This window comes from Hydrogenovibrio thermophilus, assembly GCF_004028275.1.
Taxonomy (GTDB): domain Bacteria; phylum Pseudomonadota; class Gammaproteobacteria; order Thiomicrospirales; family Thiomicrospiraceae; genus Hydrogenovibrio; species Hydrogenovibrio thermophilus.
Genome location: NZ_CP035033.1, coordinates 530,673 through 551,712, shown reverse-complemented (window position 1 = coordinate 551,712; position 21,040 = coordinate 530,673). Strand labels below are relative to the sequence as shown.

The following is a 21,040-nucleotide window of genomic DNA, read 5'->3' as shown; positions in this document are numbered from 1 at the left end:
ACGCTTACTGAATATTCCAGTTACCAATGGTGGCGTCAATGCCTTCACCGCCGTCTTCGCCATCCGCACCCAGCGTATACAGATCAAAATCACCGTGTTCACCCGGGCTGAGATAAATGTAGTCATTCCCCCAAGGATCTTTCGGCACCTGTTGAAGGTATTGTTTCCAGTTTTTCGGTTCCGGCTCGGTGGTCGGTTTGGTCACCAACGCTTCGATGCCTTGATCGGTGTTCGGATAACGGTAGTTATCCAGCTTATACAACTGCAACGCCGACGAGATGGCACCGATGTCCTGCTTGGCTTTCACCAAACGCGCTTCATCCGGGCGGTCCATCAACTTCGGAACGGCAATCGCCGCCAGAATCGCCAGAATCACCACGACCACCATCAACTCAATCAAGGTAAACCCTTGTTGTTTACGGCGTTTCATCGTCATATTGTGTGCTTTCATTTCAACCTCTTTCATCTTTTGAGTATTTTGTTTGCGTGAAGTTCATCCTTACCCCACCATCTGGTTCATTTCGAAAATCGGTAGCATAATGGCCAATACGATGGTCAACACGACGCCTCCCATAATCAGAATCATCAAGGGCTCCACCAGACTCACCAAGGTGGCGGCGGCATTTTCGACTTCCGACTCATAATGATCCGCGCCTTCCAGTAACATGGTGTCGAGCTGCCCACTGCCTTCCCCCGTCTGCACCAAATTCAACAGCAAGGGCGGAAAAAAACCGGCTTCGGTCATGGCATCCTGTAATTTTTGCCCTTCACGAACTTGCTCCACCATGGTCAATACTTTTTCTTTCAGGGGTAACAGCGTCATGACTTCGGACGAAATGCGCAGCGCATCCGTGGCTGGTACCCCACTCGCCAACAGTACCCCCAAGGTACGCGCCCAACGCGCACTGGAAGCGTAAATCAAAAATTTACGCAACATCGGTAACCGCAACCAAAAGCGGTCACGTCGTCGTCGCCAAGGCGTTTGCTTCATCAACAATCGATATCCCACGAACAGCAAAAACACCACAAACAATAACATCAACCAATGCAACTGCAAAAACTCACTGACCGTCAACATCCCTTGCGTCAAGGGTGGCAAGGCCTGCTCCATATTGTCAAAAACCGTCACCACTTTCGGCACCACGTAAATCATCAAGAACAATACGATCAGCACCGACATCACCACCATAATGGCGGGATAAATCATCGCGGTTTGAATTTTCTTGCGAATCTTTTCCTGTTGCCGAATCGATTCGGCCAACCGAGCCAGCACCTGCTCCAAATGTCCGCTTTCTTCACCGGCCCGCACCGTAGCGATGTATTCTTCATTCACCCGGTAATGACTCAACGCCAAAGCTTGGGCGAATGAATGCCCTTCAATGACTTTGGCGTGCAAAGCCGACAAGAACCGCCGCACCGTGCGGGTTTCCGCCTGCATGGACACCGCTTTAATCGCTTGCGCCAACGGCATCCCCGCTTTCAATAACGTATGTAACTGACTGGTCAGCAACGCCAAATCGCTGGTGCGAATCACCGGCGTAAACAGCCCTGACGTGCCGCTGCCGGCTGCTTTCCGCTTTTGGTCAACGGACTTTACTTCCAGCGGCGTCAGCTTTTGGTCGCGTAGCAACTGTCGTACATGGCGCGGCGAGTCGCCGTCCAGACTACCTTTGCGTGTTTTTCCGTCCGCCGTGAGCGCTTTGTATTCAAACGTTGCCATAAATTATTGCTGCGTGACCCGTAACACTTCTTCCAAACTGGTCTCGCCATTCAACACCAACTGGATGCCGCTTTGATGAATCGACGGCATTTTTTGGTGGGCATAACGATCCATTTCAATTTCGGACGCATCGCTGTGAATCATTTGCCGCAAGGCCTCATCAATCGCAATCAATTCATAAATCCCGATACGCCCTTGATAACCGGTCTGCTGGCAATGATCACAGCCATCCGCCTGATAGAGCGTCGCGTCGGAAACGCCCAGCACCTCGCACTCGGCCTCATCAGCCGGGTGCGCAGTTTTGCAATGCGGACAGAGTCGTCTGACCAGACGCTGTGCCATCACACCCAACAGACTGGACGCCAGCAAAAACGGTTCGACGCCCATATCGCGTAACCGTGTAATCGCACCAATGGCGGTATTGGTATGTAAAGTGGAGAGCACCAAGTGCCCCGTCAGGGAAGATTGCACCGCAATCTGTGCGGTTTCGATGTCGCGGATTTCCCCGATCATCACCACATCCGGGTCTTGTCGCAGAATGGCACGCAGGCCTTTGGCGAAGGTCATATCGGCTTTGGTGTTGACCTGGGTTTGATTGATCCCCTCGATGTTGTACTCCACCGGGTCTTCAATCGTCATAATATTGCGTTGATTGTCATTCAAGCGGCTCAGGCTGGCATACAGCGTGGTGGTTTTCCCCGACCCGGTCGGCCCCGTCACCAACAAAATACCGTGGGGTTTATTCAAAAGTCCTTTGAGCGTTTGCAACTGAGCATCCGGCAATCCCAAGTCCACCAGATTCAAGCGCCCGGCACTCTTATCCAACAAACGCATCACCACCCGTTCGCCAAAACTGGACGGGATGGTCGACACCCGCAAATCCACCGCGCGACCACCGAGTTTGGTGGCGATGCGCCCGTCCTGCGGCAAACGTTTTTCGGCGATGTCCAAACGGGCCATGACTTTGATTCGTGACGCCAACATTTCCGATAAGGCTTTTTTCGGGGTCAGCACCGTTTTCAACTGACCGTCAATGCGAAAGCGGATACGAAGCTGGTTTTCAAAGGGTTCAATGTGGATATCGGAAGCATTGGTGCGAATGGCTTCGGCCAGAATGGCGTTCAGCAGACGGATAATCGGCGCATCGTCGGAACTGTCCAACAGGTCTTCGGCTTCGCTGGCCTGAGCCGCCACCAGTTCCAAGTCGTCCAACTCAAAGTCATCGACATTATCAATCGACGTGCTTTCCGACCCGGTATAACGGCGCTGTAATTCTTTATCCAACTCCGCCTCGGAAACCGATTGCAAGGTACAGGCTTCATCACCTAACAGACGTTTCGCTTCCAGCAAAGCATCCAACGGCGTGGCGGCGAGATGAAACAACACATATTGTTCATCCGGCTGGCGCACCAGCACCAAACCATTTTTTCGAGCAAAGGCAAACGGCAGTTCCATCTTAGAACCCTAATAGTTCATCGTGAAACGGCTCGGTATCAATCATTTCCGAGGCTTCTTCGGATTCAAAGGCTTCGGATGATTCTCTGGTGGCCTTTTTGGTTGATTTTCCATCGGCTTTTGGCGTCGGTTCATCCTGACCATAAGGCGTCGCAGGGTCCATATTTTCCCACTGTTTCAACGTCGGCATACGCGGTTTCAAGCCTTCCAACATTTCCGAGTCTTTTTCGAGAATACGGTTTTGTGATTCGCGTAGAATATTGTATTTCTTATTACTGTAGTAATCGCCCATCCGATTATTTTTGACAATCACCGTCCGCAGGAAAATCATCAAATTCACTTTCTCGCGCTTATTCTGCTTCGAACGGAACAAGCCGCCGATAAGCGGAATATCGCCCAGGCCTGGTATTTTTGCCGTTACTTCGGTTTCACGTTCATCCAGCAAGCCCCCTAACACAATCATCTTGCCGTCCCCGACAATGATGTTGGTTTTGATCTGACGCTTTGAGGTCTGCAAATCCACGGCCCCGTCGGCCGGCAAAACGCTGGACAATTCCTGGTCAACTTCCAGGAACACCTCATCCCCTTCGTTGATTTGCGGTTTGATTTTCAGCTTCAAACCGACTTCCTCACGCTCCACCGTGGTAAAAGGGTTGCTGGAACCACTGCTGTTGGTGGTATAGCTCCCGGTTTGAAAGGGCACTTCCTTACCGACGATGATTTCCGCTTCTTCATTGTCCAAGGTCAACAAGGTCGGCGTCGCCAAAACATTGGCCTGATTGTCGCTGTTCAATGCTCGAATCAGCGCGCCCCAACCTTGGTTATCCGCGCTGATTTCCCCCATTGCCGCCGTCGCGCCGATGCCGATGGCGCTGGCTTGCGCCGCCGGATTACCGGCATTGGCCACCAACGACGGAATAGTGCCGGAAAAATTAATCAACCCAACACCGTTTGGCCCGTTCGCAACCCAGTCAACGCCCAGTTCGGCTTGCTTGGATTCGGTGACCTCGACCAGAATCGCTTCGATCAACACCTGAGCACGACGAATATCCAGCTCTTTCACTACGCCTTTCAAGGCGGTCACAATCGGTGGCGGCGCACTGATGATAACGGAGTTGGTTCGCTCGTCGGCTTCAATGCTGATGCGTTCTTCCAAGGCGCTTTTGTCCAAGTTGGACACTTGCGTCGACGCGGCTTTTTGCGCACCGCCTTCCGCCTGAGATTCCAGCCCGGCGACGCTGTTCAATAGCGATTCATTGGTCGCCAATTTTTTTAGCACCGGCACCAAATCTTCCGCTTTCGCGTATCGTAAATACACCACCTGAACCCGGCCCGACGACTCAACCGGCACATCCAGTTCGGCAATCAATGCCCGCATCGCCAAACGTTGCTCGGCATCGCCTGCCAGAACAATCCGGTTGGAACGCTCGTCAAAATTCATTTTCAAATTTTGACCATTAGCGCTTTCCGGCAACAAATTTTTCAGGGTGCGCACCATTTCTTCCGCCGAACCGTTTTTGATGGAAACCACTTCATAACTCGAGGTTGGCGAAACATCGACACGCGCCAAAATACTTTTAATACGTTTCAGGTTGGCGCGACTATCGGTCACAATCAAACGATTGCTGTCTTGAAGCGCCACCAAATGCCCTTCACGCGCCACCAAAGGACGTAACACCGCCACCAGTTTGGTCGCTGAAACATGCTTCACTTTCAGGACTTCCGTCACCCAGTCATCGGTTTCGAATTGCTTACGCTTTTCATAAGGCACCTGATCCCGCGCCAGATTCGCCGGAATAATCCGAATCGCGGTTTCGCCCGGCACCGCCACATAATCGTGCACGCGTAAAATCGATAACAGGGTTTCATACAAGGCTTCCGGCGGCATGGGTTCCGGGGCAATCAAGGTCACCTTACCTTTCACCCGCGGGTCGATGATAAAATTTTTACCGGTCAATTTCGCAACGGCTTCAATCACCGTTTTAATATCAACGTTTTGAAAATTCTGTTTTAAGGTCGCGGCATTGTTCGGCGTTTCGTCCGCCGCCATCAATTTTGGCGTTAGCAGGAAATTCAAGACCAAAGCGGCCATCAGGGCTGTGCTGAACTTCAGCGTATGTTTCGTATCATTCATAAATCTTATTTGTACCTTAACTGCCGAACTGAACCGCCACGGTTTCCGGCACGCCATTGCGTTCAACCGTCAAATCCATTTTGTTTTCATTCAAAAATTCTCGCCACAAGGCCGGGTTTTTCGCCATTTCGTCAATCGTTTTACCGTTGATCAAGGTCACCCGATCCCCCTCCTCAAATCCGAGCGAACGAAACAAGGCTTGATCCGACTTCGACCAGATTTTAACCGCCACCCATTGACCGCCTTGATTGATCGGTTCGAACCGCAAATATTGGGAAATCGACATGGGCGAACGCTTGAGCTGCCGACCGATTTCAGTCAAACGCGCCGGTTGACTGGAAGCATTGCTAGCATTACGAGCTTGAGATGTGTTCGAGGATTGAAGCAATTGGTTATTCACGCCTTCCAAAACCAATCTTTCCTGAACGCCACGATTTAAAATAATGGCTTGATCGCCCAGTACATTTAATAGCGTAACCCCCGACTGAATCTCATCCCCCACACCATAAACTTCGCTTTTAGCACCTCGCTGAACCAAAGCCAAGCCACGATTCGGATAATCGATTACTCCGACCAACTTGAGGTTAAGCCTGGTTTCCTTTAACGCTTCCAAATTGGCCGTCGCTTCCGATTCCTGACCTAAGGCCGCTTTGAAATCGCCAAATAAAAACGACGGCTGACCATTCACATTAGCCGCCTGAGATGCCTTTTTAAGCACAGGCAATGATGGAGACTGTACGCTACTAAGTTGGTTCGCAACCAACTCTCCCGCCAACCAGGCCAACACAATAAACAACCACCACTGCAACACGGAACGGACTTTGGAAACGGAAAACGCCGGGTTAAAACGAGGTATCAATACGATTGTCCAACTCCATTAAATGAGAATAATAACTATTAATAAGAAATCGATTATACTCTATTCAAAATTCAAACAAAAGGGGGCTTTATCCCCTCGTCCGAAAGCAAGCCACTATATCAACTTATTTACCGGGCAAAATGACGTTTTCGTGACCGCTATTCAACACAGAATAACCCTAATATAAATGCTTGTAAAAGAATTTCAAAATATAAAGACAGGAAATAAAAAAGCCCGCAAGAAAGCGGGCTTTTGGAATAAGTGGTGGCTACACCGGACACCAGTGACTCCTATGATTTCAGAGTTATATTACCACACTAAAATTTTGCATACCGATTTGCATACCATCATCTTCAACAAACAAAGCTTCGTACATTTAAAGAATTTCAAAATATGTATATACTCACATATAAATTAAAAAATATCTTTCTAAGAAATTAAAAATGATTACTAATTTAAACCCATATTCGGCACAGTTAGACAATTTAAAAAAACGCTTACATGAATATCAGAAAAAACAGGATGAACTTACAGTCACATACAACAAATTTTCTTCCATTGATTTAAGAGACCTTGAAGCTCAAATAGACAAACTTAAATCAGACCAAATTAATGAAGAGATTAAACTTGAGTTAATCGACGTAAAAAAATCTGAAGCACTAGCAGAGTATCGAAATGCAGAATCAAATGAGGGATCTATCTTAAATCCGCTTAACTGGTTTTCAGATGAACAAAAACAATTGCAAGAAATTACTAAGAAGAAAAGAATAATTTATTACCGTTTGTTCGATGAAGAAAATGTACTGGAAAAGAAAATCGAAGATATTGAACAAGGCTTAAAAGAAACAAAAAATTTAATTGAAGATTTAAAACATATCGATTTAGTCAAAGTAAAAGCCGATTTATCTAGATTAGAAAAAAACATCACCATATGTAGACAAGAAATCAATTCAATAACGCCAAAAAAAGATAAGGTTGACAAGGCACTTGCCCCCGTCATTTCAACGATCAATCAATATACTTCTTCTATTGATATTCATGATAGTGTAATTGATAAAGCATCCGAACTACTATACGAATTGGAAAATGCTTCCAATGGTTATGAACGAAAATTGGTGCATGAAAGATGTGAACAGCTTTTTGAAACCGGTAGTCCCAATAAAGTCATCAATGGGGCGAAAAAAGAGAAAATCCGTCTTCAAAGAGAGTTAGAAAAAACTGAAAAACGTGCAAAATCCATAGCCAATAATGCTACTAGAACAATTAGTACTTTGGTCATAGACGGCAACAACATGTGTTATGAAGGCTCTGATTTTATTGGCTTGAAAGCGCTAATCACCTCAACCAATGAACTTGTAAAAAAATACAAAATTATCATAGTATTTGACGCCTCTATTCGATCAATACTTCATAGTGGGGACGATGAAATTAGGGCTCAGTTTGATCCAAAAATAAATGTCCATATTGTGGCAACAAAACAGCACGCAGATGAAACCATAATCGACATCGCTTATGACAATGATGAATACTTTATTATCAGTAATGACCGATTTGGAGAATATCTTGAAAAAGAACCCATAAAACATAACCGGCTCATACGCCATAATTTAGTTGATCAAAAAATTATAATTGGAGATCTAAAACTAAGTAAGAGGTACTTTTAATTTTTTGGCTGAAAACCTTAACCAAAATTACTCCGCGTCAGAAACAAGAAGAGAATAAAGTCAAAAACACCACCAAACCGTAACAAGATTAAAACTATCTCTTGAGCCAGGTTTGCGGTGGTATTGTTTTTTCCCCACTTTAAGATAACGTTTCAGTGCAACTACAATTACCACAAAGCCTAATAGACTAAAAATAAATTGCATTAAAATTCCTAATACAAAATATCTCTGATGTAAAAATCAACGAATGTGATCAAAGATAACTATCTTGATCTGAAACCTTGAGATTACCATTAACATCAGAGAAGACGGCAATGCCATTTTCCACATCCCAATCTGAATCAAATAAAATACCCCAAGTACCATTCCTTTCAAAAACCACACTTGTAGGTTTAATTTTCTCTATTAACGAATCACTATCCAAATTATTAATACCATAGTTTTCTTGGATAAAATCTCGTAACATGGGCGTTACGTTTAAGATGATTTTTTTAGCATTCCTCTCAAAAAATGAATATGCCTCTCTTTGCTCCGAGTTAATTTGTTCATTTTTATATGCGCTCGCAATAATTTTTACTGTGCAAACACCCCACCAGTCAATGTCTACTGCCTTAACCCAAGAATGCATATACGTCATCTTTCCAAAAATAGCATCTGTTACAACTTCCATTTTACACTCCTTGTTTTGCAGCTGAAATTCCTCCAGAATGAGGAACATTACCATGCACTAATGATGGAACTAAATCCATGATTTTTTGATCAGACCTTTCATGCCAACTTAGACCATTTGCCTTTCTGTATTCAGCAACATCAGAAGGAGTCCACTCTTTACCATCTTTGGCTTCTTGCGTCCATTTTTCAGCTAACTGTTCATCTGCTTGCATAAAATTTAGCTTCCTATCAGTTGAAAAATCAACAACTCCAACTGACGCCTCACTTATAGTTGAAAAATTAGGTTCGCCGTCCTTAAACTCAATACCCTCAATACCAAATTTTTCTTTTATCTCTGCCCAAGTTAAATTGTCAGGATTATGCTTCTGTGGTGTGTAACCATCATTAGGACACCATGTTGAGTTCCCGACATCACCTTTCCATTCACCATTACTTACGGGTAAATTCTTCACAAGTCCGTCAGACTCAGAAGTAAATCCACGTGTAATTGTGGTACTAAAATCTGGAATTTTACCTCCACCACCAAAGATAGGCTCCTTTTCCTCCCTCCCTCTAAAAGTATTAGAAAAGTCAGGGACCTTATCAGCGATTGTTTTTAGCGCCTTCTCTAAACCCTCTTTAGCTACCTGCTCAATCATAAAACGCCCTCTATACCTTTATTTCTCAATTCCGTTTTTTTTATTTCAAACACCTCTTGGTTGTGAGGTGTTTCCAAAACCAGAACATCTAAAACTTGAGCAATAACTTCTCTTCGCTCTTGGACACTCAACAATTCCATTTCAATACGCTTGAAAACTTCTTGAGCTAGCGATTGAACCCATATATGAATATCCTTGGTTTCAGGAACTTTATCCAATACTTCTGAAAGTCTTATGTCTTTATCTAAAAAGTTTTTAAAACGATACATTGCCAAGGCTTTTTCTGTGTTCCCGTCCATCAAGTCATTTAGTATGGATTTTAATGTCTCTGTCACATCACGCTTTCTATGATCTATGATTTTTCCAGCAGGACGAACATAAGAAAAAGGGGCAATCTTGTCATCATCAAACTGTTCAAACTGACATAACACTGGCTCTAACCAGTTGTTTTGGTAAACCGCTGCACAGCCGGTTTTCAATCTAGCAAGCTCGTTAATTTGCTCATCATTTAAAAACGCCGCCTTACCTACTAGATTGCGGTCACCAAAATCAGGCAGTCTAAGAATGATTTTTGTATTGGTATTTCTGATAACTGATTGATCTAGCAAGCCAGGCGCTTGGTCGGCAATAATAAATCCTTCGCCATAGGTTCGCATTTCAGCAATGGCATTGGAAATCATTTCTACAGATTTACCTTGAAAGTTAGCGCCCTCTTGGCTCTGCTCAGAAGATGTTCTACGAAGTAAGTTGTGCGCTTCTTCTAACACAGTAATGTGCTTTAAATCAGAATTTGCACCGATTGCGGTTGCCATGCGATATTCCTGTAGCTTCAGGAATATCCCCCCCATTAATAAAGCCTTCGTTTCTGAAGCCCCCACTCGGGATAAATCAACGATACAGGATTGATCAAACAAGACCGATGACTCGAGCTCGTCTTTTTGAAAAATGGTACTAAAATAACCGTTTGTCAATGATTTAACCCGTGTTACTAAAGCCCCTGAATAGTTGCCTTTCATTTCGTCTGAATATTCGGACTGATGAATCACCTTTGGCAATACTGCTAACAGGTCATGAAAGTCTGGAAATACGGTTTCAGAACCTTCACAGGTGGAATTCAACAAGTCCCATCCTGATTCCTCATAGGTCTTCTCTACTGATTCTTTTAGAATGGCAGGCATAGCCGCATACATAGGCCAGACTGCACCTAATATTTCAATTAACCGATCAATATGCTCAACAATATGAATCCCGTCAGGGAAAGAAAAAGGGTTGATTCTCAACAACGATGTCAGATTTGGATTGGTACCAAAGACATTAACAGTATCCAAACCACCAAACACGTTTTTGTATTCGCCTTTCGCAGGTTCAATGATCAGAAAAGGGATTTTATGTTCGGTATGGAGCTTATCCAATATGGAATAAACTGCATTTGACTTACCTGCTCCAGTGCTTCCGGTCACAAAAACATGTGATGTCAGTGATTTAGTACTTAAGGCTACCTGCTGATGCTTGTCAACCACATCAAAGTTTGAAATCTTTCCAATCTCAATGTTTTGACGGTCTGCTTCCCCTCCAAAATTGACCGAGCGACCAAATTCCACTGCATCAAACACAGGCAAACCGCTCATCGACTTCTGTGGCAGTGACATAGCCATACTCAACTCTTTGGTACTGATCAATGACACTGGAGACAACATCGGTAAAGACAAACCATCCGGCGCTGTTAAGACTGGAGATTTAAGCTGAGACACATAATTTTGCAACTCCTTAAAAGCCTCTTCTGTTTTCGAGTTACTTTCACTATCAGCTTGATAACGATTCCAAATAGCGACGCTATTGCGCTCTAGACCGGAGTTCGCTCCCCGCAATAATCCAGAATATAAATCCGCGCCCAATCGAGAATCGACTTCTGAACCACTGACAAAGTAGGCAGAAAAGTTCCACATCCCAAAACTTTTACACTCTTGAATACGGTCCAACTGTCCATCTAACAACTCAAGCATGCTAGAGATACGGCGATTTTTTCCATTGATTTGAATGGTTCTGGTTGTACCAAGCGTTGATGTATCAGAATCAGCTTTACTGGTGCCTTTAGACTCTGCATCAGAGTTTGAAGTTGCTTTTGAATCAGAACTGCTCTCACTTGTGCCTTCAGTATAACCTTCAGTTTTTGATTCTGAGGCACCAAGCATACCTGCTGTAAAACCAGCAAGAGCACCGACACCAGCACCCTGCAAAGCACCAAGTCCACCAGTAGCCATACCTGCATATGTTCCTCCTGTAACTGCACCAGAAGCTGCACCTGCAATCGCTGTTTTGAAATCAAACTTCTGTCTAGTGTCCGTTTTGGAGGTTGAGGTTGACGAGTTCATGCCAGTAGTGGTAGTTTGTGTGTCCGTGACGCTTTTGGTGATGGTGCTTGTTAAACTTTCCGACAAAGTAACGCCAACTGAACGACTCTCATTTTCAGCAAAGCTGATATTCGTTTGTTCAAATGTTGAAAGCGCCGTATATATATCCTGATAGGCTCCTTCCACTCGCTCTAACTCTTGATAACTCACAGGCGTTGCCTGAATAACGGCAAAATAATCTTTGCCCTGCATTCCTTCAATCAACTTTTCCAGCCCCTGAGCAAAGGTCTCTTTAGCATCATCTTTAAGGGAGGGCACACCCTGAACGGTTGCAATGCAATTCACATTGTTACTCATCATAGATGACAGCACTGCATGAATATCTGTATCCATTAAGTTTTCAGAGATATCTATACCCTGAAAGTTACCCTTTAGAGCCGCTTCCAAAGTGTTCATCGCACCAGTAATGCTTGAGCCCCTACTTTGATCAAGTTTATGCGTACCAATATACAGATCCGTATGCGTTTTTTTAGCGTCCAAGATCAAACACACGGCACTATCACTTGAATGTACCGCTGAAAACACACTGTTAAACTTGTCTAAGTTATCTTCTTCTCGATCATAGACGATACTTGAAATCTTTCTTAACCGAATATTGCTAATAGCATCATCCAGGGTTGTGTCCAAAGGCACTAAATCAAACTGATTTAAGTAATCAAGATAGCGTTTAAAAACAACGGCATCCATTTCAACCAAAGCATTCTGCAATGCGCCGTCATCTTGATAGGTGGTCAAATCTTTTCCCATTAAAACGTCTCTCTATTCTTTAAGTAAACAACACCTGCACCAATAATGGCTCCGACAACGACTCCCCCCACTACCGAATATCCCAATAGTTTTGCCGCTGTACCCAAAATGGCAGCGCCAGAGGCGCTACCAATAAAGTAGTCCTGAGTATTTGATTTTGAGTGCTGATGCTTAGATGAGTCCTGCTGCTGAGAATTAGAAGTATTTTTCTCTCGCGTTTGCGTTGGACTGGTACTGTTAGACTTCTGTTCGGCAACTTGAAACTCAGGAATACCTTGTTCTCGGAAGTAGCGCATCATTTCCACAATAAATTCAAATTTTTCACGCGAAAAGTTTCTATTGAAACGCACCCTAAGGAGTTGCCAATAATCAACGGTCCATGCGAGTTTGTCTATAATTAACTCAGTATCACCATCATCTTCTTTAAAAAGTGCAATTCCTTTATCAGCAAGCAAAGGTTCAGCATAAGCGACGGACTCAAGCATCCAGAAATGCTCTCTATCCTTGTCGGAGTTAATTTGTCTTAGAATCACCGCTCTTGCTAAATAGATATCTGATTCATCAATTGCTTTTTTTAAGTCATCAATAATCATCGTGTTTCCCCCGATTCTGGGTTTAATTGCAAAATAGCGTCCAATCTCTGGAAAAATGATTTAAACCAGTCAAGACGTTTTTGACTGTCTGCGACTAACTTTTTCTTTTTAGTGGCATCTTTTTTCGCTACTGCCATTTGCTCAACCAGTTCTTCTAATTTTTTATCTAAGGCTTCCATATGAGCCAACAAAACATCTTTAGACTGTTCAAAATTTTCAGCACAACGGGAATAGAATTCATCAAAGCTTTTCTGTTTAAACTTTTCCATTGAGTTTTCAAAAGTTAGATATATCTGATCCATATCAACTTTCTTTTCAGTTATTGTTTCATATACATCTCGCTTCCAAAGCCATAAAAAGCCGTAGCGTTCTGTTCCGGCTTTTACTCTTTTTTGCACTTCAAATGACGTTTTTTCAACAAGGGTATCAACACTCGGCATATCCAGTTGTGCTTCTTGAAAATCTTTAATGAGTTTAGATTCTTCGGTGTCAGGTAAAGCAGATAATAAGTCAGCGACATATTTTTGATAGTCATCCCGAAGAACCATTAACTCTTCTTTCTGCACTCGCTCTAAATCCTCAGCCAATAAGTTTTGGATCTCAGCAACAATTAGTAGAATCTGCTCTTCAGCTTTTTTAATTTTTTTCTCAGCTACTAAAGGATCGATCTCACCCTTAAATTCTTTAGATAAAGGGTCTAATAGTTCTGTATTAATTTTTTTTTCTAAATTATCTAATAAATCCTTAGTAGCCTCCGAAGAAGAATATTCTTTTACTTCAACAGCATTACGAAACTGCTGGGCTTTGTCTATGCGTGTTTGATCTTTTTGGAAAGCCTCTAGTGAAGAAGTGATTGTTTCTAACGCGGCTTGATCTTTCTCCAGAATCTTTTGTATCGCTTCTAAAGCCTGATGTTCCTGCTCTGCACGTCGGAAAATATCCACTGCATCCTTAATTTTTGCAGGCAACGCATGTTTGGACAAATAGTCATCTAACAAAGCTTCTACAATGGGAATACCACTTAAAAGTTCGGCAACCTTTTCATCATTTTTCTCTTCACGATAGCTGTCTAGCTGTTGTTTTAATCTGTCATAAAGCTGGGTACCAAGCTCTGGAGCAATCAACTCGAGAAGGTTCATCCCTTCCTCTTCTACAAATTGTTCAGTCAAGTTATCAAGGCTATTTTGTTGCTTTCTTGTAAGCTGAGCTCCTTCTCTAGCGATACGAATTAATTTACATAATTCTGCTGAGACTGGAATGATAAGTGGATTCTCAATACCATTTTTTTGCAAATAGGCTTTTACATTCTCTAATACCTTGGCAATCGGTTCATCATCGTTTTCTGGATCAAATTGATCTATTTTATTTGCAATAAAGACAAATCTATCCTGAGCTTTCCGTCCCCCTTTAGCCATCTCATCGCGAATGAGGTTTAGCAAACTCAAATCATCCTCTACACCTAAATTTGTTGCATTTAACACGTAGAGCACCATTGATGGCTGATGACTCTGTATCGCCTGCACGGTTGTTTTGTTGTGAGATAAGTCATTTGAATTATTCGGACCGGGAGTATCAACAAATACCATTTGAATACCATCCCGAACATGAATAGTGGGAATATTGCCTTTTATTTCTATTTGTGATGTGACATATTTTTCTTCCCGATTGTTTTCACTGTCACCCTCTTTTTGTGGAAACTTTTCTTCATTCCAATCACGGATCAAGGGAGAACCATCCTCTAATTCTTGCCAGTCATCCGATAACTTAACCTCTTCTGAATCTTGTGCTACTTTACAAGATCGTCTCGCTTCAAAGTTCGGCTTAGAATCATCATTAATAACGCGCGTAATCGATGCTGTGCAAGCTTGATTTTTGGATGGAAGTAATTCTCGACCCACCATGGCATTAATGACGGTTGATTTACCTGCCGACATAGTTGCGAGAACCGTGACATCAAACTCAGGAGAGATGGCTTTTTCAAAAGCATCATGAAGTGATTTATCGTAAAAGATTTCAAAAGGACCTTTTTTCGCTTCTTCAAACAACTCTTTAAGTTGTTCTATTTTTTTGTCTGTTTGAACATCAAAAACACGACAGTCGACACTCAAACTACACTCTGTTTCGCGTTCTTGGTAAGCCTTTACCGCACTCTTTACATCTTCACCATCAAGAATCATGCCTTCAAAAATTAAGTTAATTTTTTGAGTGTTCAACTCTTCAAATAACAAATCAAATAGACGATCTATCCAATTTTGTAGCCTTAGATTATTTGACAGCTCAATTAAACCACCACTTTTAATGTGCTTTCCATTGAGTTCAAATTCCGTTGTAACAGTAAAAGGGTTGTATTTCACTTTGACTGTATTTGAAGCCATTCGTCATCCTTTAATTAATATCTGACACATTCGACAAGCTCTTTTGGAGAACTCGCTCTAATTTTTTTACACCTGAATATAAAATCAAGCTTTCAATGCTTTGTTCCGTATTATTAGATTGAAGACGACTTTCGATCTGGTGTGATTCAATTGTTTCTTGCAAAGTGGAATAATCGCCCAAAAAAGGAGCGCCCTCCTCAATTTGCTCCAGTATCCCACCCAAAAACCTGTCTTCTTTTCTAGTCAATTGAATATTGTTTTTGCGATTACGTGCAGATAATGCAACTCTAGAGGAAATGGACAAAATTTGAGGGGATTTAAACCCATGACGTTCTAAATACAGCGTAAGTTCTTTAACCGCTAGTTCTATTGATTCACCTAACTCTTCATCTAACGCATCTGCTTTATTTAAAACAAAAACAACGTCTTTACAGTCATCTTTCTCAGAGAGTATTTGTTGCAAATCGTGTAACAGCTGAACATCATCATCAACATGCAACTGAGTGGCATTTAAAACATAAATAATTAAACCGTAATTGCCATCATGCAACAACTGCTTTGTGAGTTGCTCGTGTTGTTTATTTTGGCTATTATTGGGGCCAGGAGTGTCATAAATCACCAAACGCAAATCGTGATTATTAATGGTCGGAATATCGCCTTGAATATGGACAATGCCATCGTCTATAGAATCATTCATTTCCTTCAAGGTTTTCGTGGTAACATCAATCCAAGGGTTACTTTCCCAATCACCGCCTCCAACTCTCGCAGTAAAGCCTTGATGTTCGTCAATATCTTCGATTTTAAATATTCTTGATGTACAGGCTTCGTTACTAGAGGGCAATAGATCCTGACCTATAAGGGCGTTAATAAGCGTACTCTTACCTGCGCTCATCGTAGCCATAACAACCACTTCAAACACTGGTTTTAATGGGCTAACTTTAATGTTTGCGTTCTTTTTTTGAGCTTTGGCTTGCATTGCCAAAGCTGCAACACCCCCAACAGCCGCACCAACGGAAGCCTTAACAGGGTTCTCTTTGGTGTAGTCATACACTTTTCCCGCTGTTTCACTAACTGATTCAACAGTTGAATCAATCGCATCCCCCAGCTTTCTAAAAAAACCCATTCCCTCTCCTTACCTATATTTTTCACGAATGCAATAAAATCATACAGAATCATCTAGTGGCGATCCCCTAAATTACTTACAATTCACAAACAATAAATATAGTGGTATTGCTACTAATTTACTAGAGCCGTCTCAGCCACCTTAAAAACAAAAGCTCAAAATAATTTCTAACGATAATACAATTGTGTTGCGTCATTTAATGACGTAACATTAAGTATAATATACACACTTAAGCTACACCGCCCAAATTACTAAAGACTTTTAAAATGAAACAAGACACCCTATTGAGACAAATCGCTTTACTTCAACTAATCCCCATTGAACCAGCTTACAAAAGTACCTCAACTCTATATCAGACACTAGAAGAAGATGGCTTTGACGTTTCAGAAAGAAAAATACAACGTGACCTAGAAAGATTGAGTGTGGCTTTTCCAATCAGAAAAGATGATTCTGAGAAACCCTATAAATGGTCTTTTCTTGATACTTATGAGAGCAGGCTTCCCGAGTTAGATAACGCTTCTGCTTTAGCATGGGTGTTAGCAGAAGACCATTTAAAGAACGTGTTGCCCAAAATTGTTATGGACAAGCTTGGTCGGCAATTCAAAAATGCTAAGCAAGTATTAAATGCGCAAAACACCAATCGATACTCAAGCTGGCAAAACAAAGTCAGAGCAATTTCTAATGGTAAAGCTTTAAAACCTGCAAATGTTAAACTCGAAATTTGGCAAGCAATTACAGATTACCTTTTAGAAGATAAAAACATAAAAGTAACTTATCTGAGTCGAACTAAAGAGGAATTGGAAAGCTTTACAGTGCAACCAATTGGCTTGGTCGTCAGGCAAGCGGTTACTTATCTTGTCGCAATTAGAGAAGACTGTATTGATGATGAAGATAGAGGGATTCGCCAACTTGCATTACACCGTATCCAAACATTAGAAGAAAGCACCAGGCCTGGTAAAGATCACCGTTTTTGTACTTTGGATGAATATGTCGACTCTGGTGCCTTTGATTACCCTAAAAATAACGAATTAATTGACCTTGAGCTCATCGTCGATAAGTCATTAGCATGGCATTTAAGGGAAACGCCCATTAATAATGAACAAACCATTTCCAAATTAGATGAAAACCATTTTGTCTTAAAAGCCAAAACAACTGATGACTCTCAAACACTCTGGTGGCTAATGGGGTTTGGAAGCAAAGTAGAAGTCGTCAAACCTAAACACTGGCGGGAAAAAATTTATAAACACGCTCAAGAAATTGTTGGCCGAGGACAATAGCCAAATCGAACTGAAAACACTTTTTCTAACATCTTAAGCCCCTAACGTTTAAAAGCTATTTAAATCCAAATAAAAGGAAGCTGAATAAAAATGATTCAAAGTCATTTACTCCCATTCAAGATGGTCAAAAACATGAGTCAGGCTTTAAAAAATGCTTACAGGCAAAATGAAAGGATTCCAGAAAGAGAGGAAGTTGAACCGCAAACTTGGCTCTTAGTAAAAGAACAAATGAAAACCTCATTAACTGACACAGAATATCTTTCTTGGATCCACCCGCTTAAAGCAATTGAAACAGAGAACGAACTTACACTTATTGCTCCAGCTGGTTTCATCTTGGACAGGGTAAAAACGAAATACATTGCTCAAATTAAACGCGCTTTAAAAAAATCAGCCCCCGAAGCCACCCTATATCTATCACTATCGTAAGAATTAATAAAACGATAGCCTTTAATCAGCTTTCAAGCTAAGTTGCTCAATCATATTGGGCAACTTATTTATACGCGTTGATGTTAAATACTTAACACACCGTAACCGTTGTTCGACAGGACTAGAAAGCTTCTGGTAAACACCCTAAACAACGCTATTTTGAGTTATCGACAAACCTACGTCAAAATACGACGCAACCGCCCTTTAAAATTTTCTCGACAAATATTAATAAAGGTCGGACAAAATGAAAAAAGAGCAGTGCAAAATTAGAACCATTCAGTATTCATTAAACGAAGTGTTTATCGAAGGCCTTAAATTTATGGATGACTTCCATAATAGCGGTCTCACTAATTATCAAATCAATACCCTGCATTTACGCAATGATGAAAAAATTGCCAAACGAATTGTTCCCATAATTGAAACAGACAATGATGCGCCCTCTTTCGTGTTTGGAATGCACTCTCCAACAACACTTGGAGTCGCTATTATTACTGAATACTTAGACGCACATCTCGACGATTTAATGTTTATGAGCATTACTGGAGACCAATGGCACAAACTTCGCCACCTCAGTCAAGTTATTGATAAAAACCAAATCACGATAATTTAAAACCCAACCACGCTAAAGGAAACCAAATGAGACATCACCCCCCACTTATCACACTTAAAATAATCTCCAATATGAGCCAAGCCATAAAACTCTCATTTCAAAAGCAACGAGTAGAAACAAAACCCCAAACGACCTTACAGCAATTAAAATCTTTAGAAGCGATTGACCCTACTGAAAATAACAAGTACTTGGCCTGGATCGCTCGCGAGTACCTCAAAGGAAGTTTTTCATTAGATGACACAAAGACCAAACACTTAATCACAAACCTTTTGTTAAACTTTGAGTCCAGAACTTAGTTTCCAAGAATTAGACAAAATAGATTAAAAACCTCACGATTTAAACATTGTTACGCAATTTTCAGAATGTACAATATATTTTTTAAATACTTACCCACACATAGCCACAAAACACGAATTAAATAGACACACATATAAAAAAACAGGGAACAACATGGCGGATACCCAAAACGACTTACAGCAACTCACAGGTCAAAGCATGAACTTAACCGAACACAATATTGAACAACTCAAGACACTGTTTCCAAATGTGTTTAGTGAAGGCAAAATTGACTTTGATGCTTTAAAAGTTGAGTTGGGTGAAAATATTGATGAATCCAATGAGCGTTATCAATTTACTTGGTCAGGTAAAGAACAAGCCAAGCGCATCGCCACCACGCCTACTTTGGGAACGCTACGCCCAGCACCAGAAGAATCAGTGAATTGGGACAACACCGAAAACCTCTATATCGAAGGCGACAACCTTGAAGTTTTAAAGCTCTTGCAAAAAAGCTACTTTGGCAAGGTGAAAATGATCTATATCGACCCGCCTTACAACACCGGCAAGGATTTCGTATACAAAGACGACTTTAAAGACAACCTAGCCAATTACCAGCGCTTAACAGGCCAAAAAGATGAAGAAGGTAATCCCCTAACCACCAACGCAGATTCCGCTGGCCGGTATCATTCCAACTGGCTAAATATGATGTACCCCCGCCTAAAACTGGCTCGTAATTTACTTAAAGACGATGGCGTGATTTTTATCTCCATTGATGACAATGAAGTGCATAACCTAAGAAAAATCTGTGATGAGATTTTTGGGGAGGAAAATTTTATTGAGGAAATCTCATGGAAAAATAAATATGGGGCTGGCGCAAAAACAAAAGGGTTTATCAGTGTTCATGAATACATCTTATGTTATTCAAAAAATCAATTATTAAACCTTGAATCTCCCTTAGATGAAGATGGAAAAAAAGCATACAACAAACAAGATTCTAAATTTCCTCAAAGAGGGGGTTTTTTTACTCAACCACTGATGACTACATCAATGGATGACCGACCAAACCTGCAGTATGAAATTGAACACCAAGGAATAGCTATTAAGCCTACTAAACAATGGGTCTGGTCAAAAGAACGTCTTTTAAAAGCTATTGAAGATGACGAAGTGGTTTTTAATAAAAAACCTGATGGCACATTCAGCGTTCGAGCCAAACAATACCTTAAAGATGAATATGGAAATGAAAGAAAAGGGAAACCTACATCACTGATGAATGGCCCCTTTACTCAAGAAGGTACTTCAGATATTGCATCATTATTTGAAATGCCAGTTTTTGGATTTCCTAAACCAAAATCATTGTTAAAGAACTTCTTTGCTTTTGCCTTCAATGAAGACTATAAAAAGGAAGGAATTTATTTAGATTTTTTTTCTGGCTCTGCAACATCAGCACACGCTATTATGGAATTAAATACAGAAGATAAAGGTAATCGCAAGCTTATATCAGTACAAATTCCAGAGCCTACGCCCGTAAACTCCGAAGCCAGAAAAGCGGGTTACGCCACCATCGCCGAAATCGGCAAAGAACGCATTCGCCGTGCGGCAAAGAAAATCAAGGAAGAACACCCAGAAACCCAAGCAGATTTAGGGTTTAAGGTCTTTAAACTCGACACTTCCAATATCAAAAAATGGCAACCTAATGTAGATGACCTAGATACCGACCTTCTTAATGCCGTTGATAATATTGTCGATGGTAGAACCAGCCAAGATCTGCTGTTTGAAGTATTAATCAAATATGGCCTACCACTAACCCTACCCATTGAAGAGGTTAAGGTTGCTGATCATCAAGCTTGGAATGTGGCATTCGGTTCCTTAATTGCCTGTTTTGATGAAAACATCACCCTAGAAACTGTGCAAGCCATTGCCGACCTGAGCACACCAGAAAACCCAGTACTAAGAGTTGTTTTCCGAGATACCAGTTTCAAAGACGACATCACAAAAACCAACGCCATCCAACGCCTAAAACAAGCTGGCATTGAAGATGTTTTGAGCATTTAAGGAGATCA

Annotated in this window: 16 protein-coding genes; 5 read left to right on the top strand and 11 right to left on the bottom strand. The window is 41.9% G+C overall.

Annotation, left to right across the window (positions count from 1 at the left end; genetic code table 11):
- Positions 1 to 4: 4 nt before the first annotated feature.
- The 5 genes from gspG to EPV75_RS02520 are packed head-to-tail and all read right to left on the bottom strand — an operon-like array spanning position 5 to position 6,168.
- Complete coding sequence (gene gspG / locus EPV75_RS02540; RefSeq protein WP_318779049.1) at positions 5 to 451, bottom strand: type II secretion system major pseudopilin GspG; 447 nt, start codon at positions 449 to 451, stop codon at positions 5 to 7.
- Between the two features lie 48 nt (positions 452 to 499).
- Positions 500 to 1,720 carry a type II secretion system inner membrane protein GspF gene (gene gspF / locus EPV75_RS02535; RefSeq protein WP_128384349.1) on the bottom strand — a complete coding sequence of 407 codons (1,221 nt, stop codon included), beginning with the start codon at positions 1,718 to 1,720 and terminating at the stop codon, positions 500 to 502.
- A gap of 3 nt (positions 1,721 to 1,723) precedes the next feature.
- On the bottom strand, positions 1,724 to 3,175 hold the full coding sequence (gspE, locus tag EPV75_RS02530) for a type II secretion system ATPase GspE (RefSeq protein ID WP_128384348.1): 1,452 nt from the start codon (positions 3,173 to 3,175) through the stop codon (positions 1,724 to 1,726).
- Position 3,176: 1 nt separating this feature from the next.
- The gene (gene gspD, locus EPV75_RS02525) at positions 3,177 to 5,309 is read right to left on the bottom strand and encodes a type II secretion system secretin GspD (protein WP_225972375.1); all 2,133 of its coding nucleotides are present in this window, start codon (positions 5,307 to 5,309) and stop codon (positions 3,177 to 3,179) included.
- Between the two features lie 16 nt (positions 5,310 to 5,325).
- Complete coding sequence (locus tag EPV75_RS02520) at positions 5,326 to 6,168, bottom strand: type II secretion system protein N (protein ID WP_192894019.1); 843 nt, start codon at positions 6,166 to 6,168, stop codon at positions 5,326 to 5,328.
- Positions 6,169 to 6,611: 443 nt separating this feature from the next.
- Between EPV75_RS02520 and EPV75_RS02515 the strand changes: the two genes are divergently transcribed.
- Positions 6,612 to 7,832, top strand: coding sequence for a hypothetical protein (locus tag EPV75_RS02515; RefSeq protein WP_128384346.1), 1,221 nt, complete (start codon positions 6,612 to 6,614; stop codon positions 7,830 to 7,832).
- 253 nt (positions 7,833 to 8,085) lie between these two features.
- On the opposite strand, the gene EPV75_RS02510 is transcribed toward EPV75_RS02515, so the two are convergent.
- The 6 genes from EPV75_RS02510 to EPV75_RS02485 are packed head-to-tail and all read right to left on the bottom strand — an operon-like array spanning position 8,086 to position 16,391.
- Positions 8,086 to 8,502 (bottom strand): DUF6985 domain-containing protein, encoded by a 417-nt coding sequence (locus tag EPV75_RS02510; protein ID WP_128384345.1) that lies wholly within the window; start codon positions 8,500 to 8,502, stop codon positions 8,086 to 8,088.
- Position 8,503: 1 nt separating this feature from the next.
- The gene (locus tag EPV75_RS02505; RefSeq protein ID WP_128384344.1) at positions 8,504 to 9,142 is read right to left on the bottom strand and encodes an HNH endonuclease; all 639 of its coding nucleotides are present in this window, start codon (positions 9,140 to 9,142) and stop codon (positions 8,504 to 8,506) included.
- Positions 9,139 to 12,300 (bottom strand): ATP-binding protein, encoded by a 3,162-nt coding sequence (locus EPV75_RS02500; protein WP_128384343.1) that lies wholly within the window; start codon positions 12,298 to 12,300, stop codon positions 9,139 to 9,141. The genes EPV75_RS02505 and EPV75_RS02500 overlap by 4 nt, the downstream gene beginning before the upstream one ends.
- On the bottom strand, positions 12,300 to 12,893 hold the full coding sequence (locus EPV75_RS02495; protein ID WP_128384342.1) for a hypothetical protein: 594 nt from the start codon (positions 12,891 to 12,893) through the stop codon (positions 12,300 to 12,302). Before EPV75_RS02495 ends, EPV75_RS02500 begins: the two co-directional genes overlap by 1 nt.
- Positions 12,890 to 15,268: a dynamin family protein gene (locus EPV75_RS02490; protein ID WP_128384341.1), complete on the bottom strand. Its 2,379-nt coding sequence runs from the start codon at positions 15,266 to 15,268 to the stop codon at positions 12,890 to 12,892. The genes EPV75_RS02495 and EPV75_RS02490 overlap by 4 nt, the downstream gene beginning before the upstream one ends.
- Positions 15,269 to 15,278: 10 nt before the next feature.
- A complete protein-coding gene (locus EPV75_RS02485; RefSeq protein ID WP_128384340.1) occupies positions 15,279 to 16,391 on the bottom strand; it encodes a dynamin family protein in 1,113 nt (370 codons plus the stop codon).
- 266 nt (positions 16,392 to 16,657) lie between these two features.
- Between EPV75_RS02485 and EPV75_RS02480 the strand changes: the two genes are divergently transcribed.
- The 4 genes from EPV75_RS02480 (at position 16,658) to EPV75_RS02465 (ending at position 21,032) form a co-directional block, all read left to right on the top strand.
- Positions 16,658 to 17,668, top strand: coding sequence for a helix-turn-helix transcriptional regulator (locus EPV75_RS02480; protein WP_128384339.1), 1,011 nt, complete (start codon positions 16,658 to 16,660; stop codon positions 17,666 to 17,668).
- 90 nt (positions 17,669 to 17,758) lie between these two features.
- The gene (locus tag EPV75_RS02475) at positions 17,759 to 18,094 is read left to right on the top strand and encodes a DnaA N-terminal domain-containing protein (protein WP_128384338.1); all 336 of its coding nucleotides are present in this window, start codon (positions 17,759 to 17,761) and stop codon (positions 18,092 to 18,094) included.
- 244 nt (positions 18,095 to 18,338) lie between these two features.
- Complete coding sequence (locus tag EPV75_RS02470; protein ID WP_128384337.1) at positions 18,339 to 18,704, top strand: hypothetical protein; 366 nt, start codon at positions 18,339 to 18,341, stop codon at positions 18,702 to 18,704.
- A gap of 450 nt (positions 18,705 to 19,154) precedes the next feature.
- Positions 19,155 to 21,032: a site-specific DNA-methyltransferase gene (locus EPV75_RS02465; RefSeq protein ID WP_128384336.1), complete on the top strand. Its 1,878-nt coding sequence runs from the start codon at positions 19,155 to 19,157 to the stop codon at positions 21,030 to 21,032.
- Positions 21,033 to 21,040 lie beyond the last annotated feature (8 nt).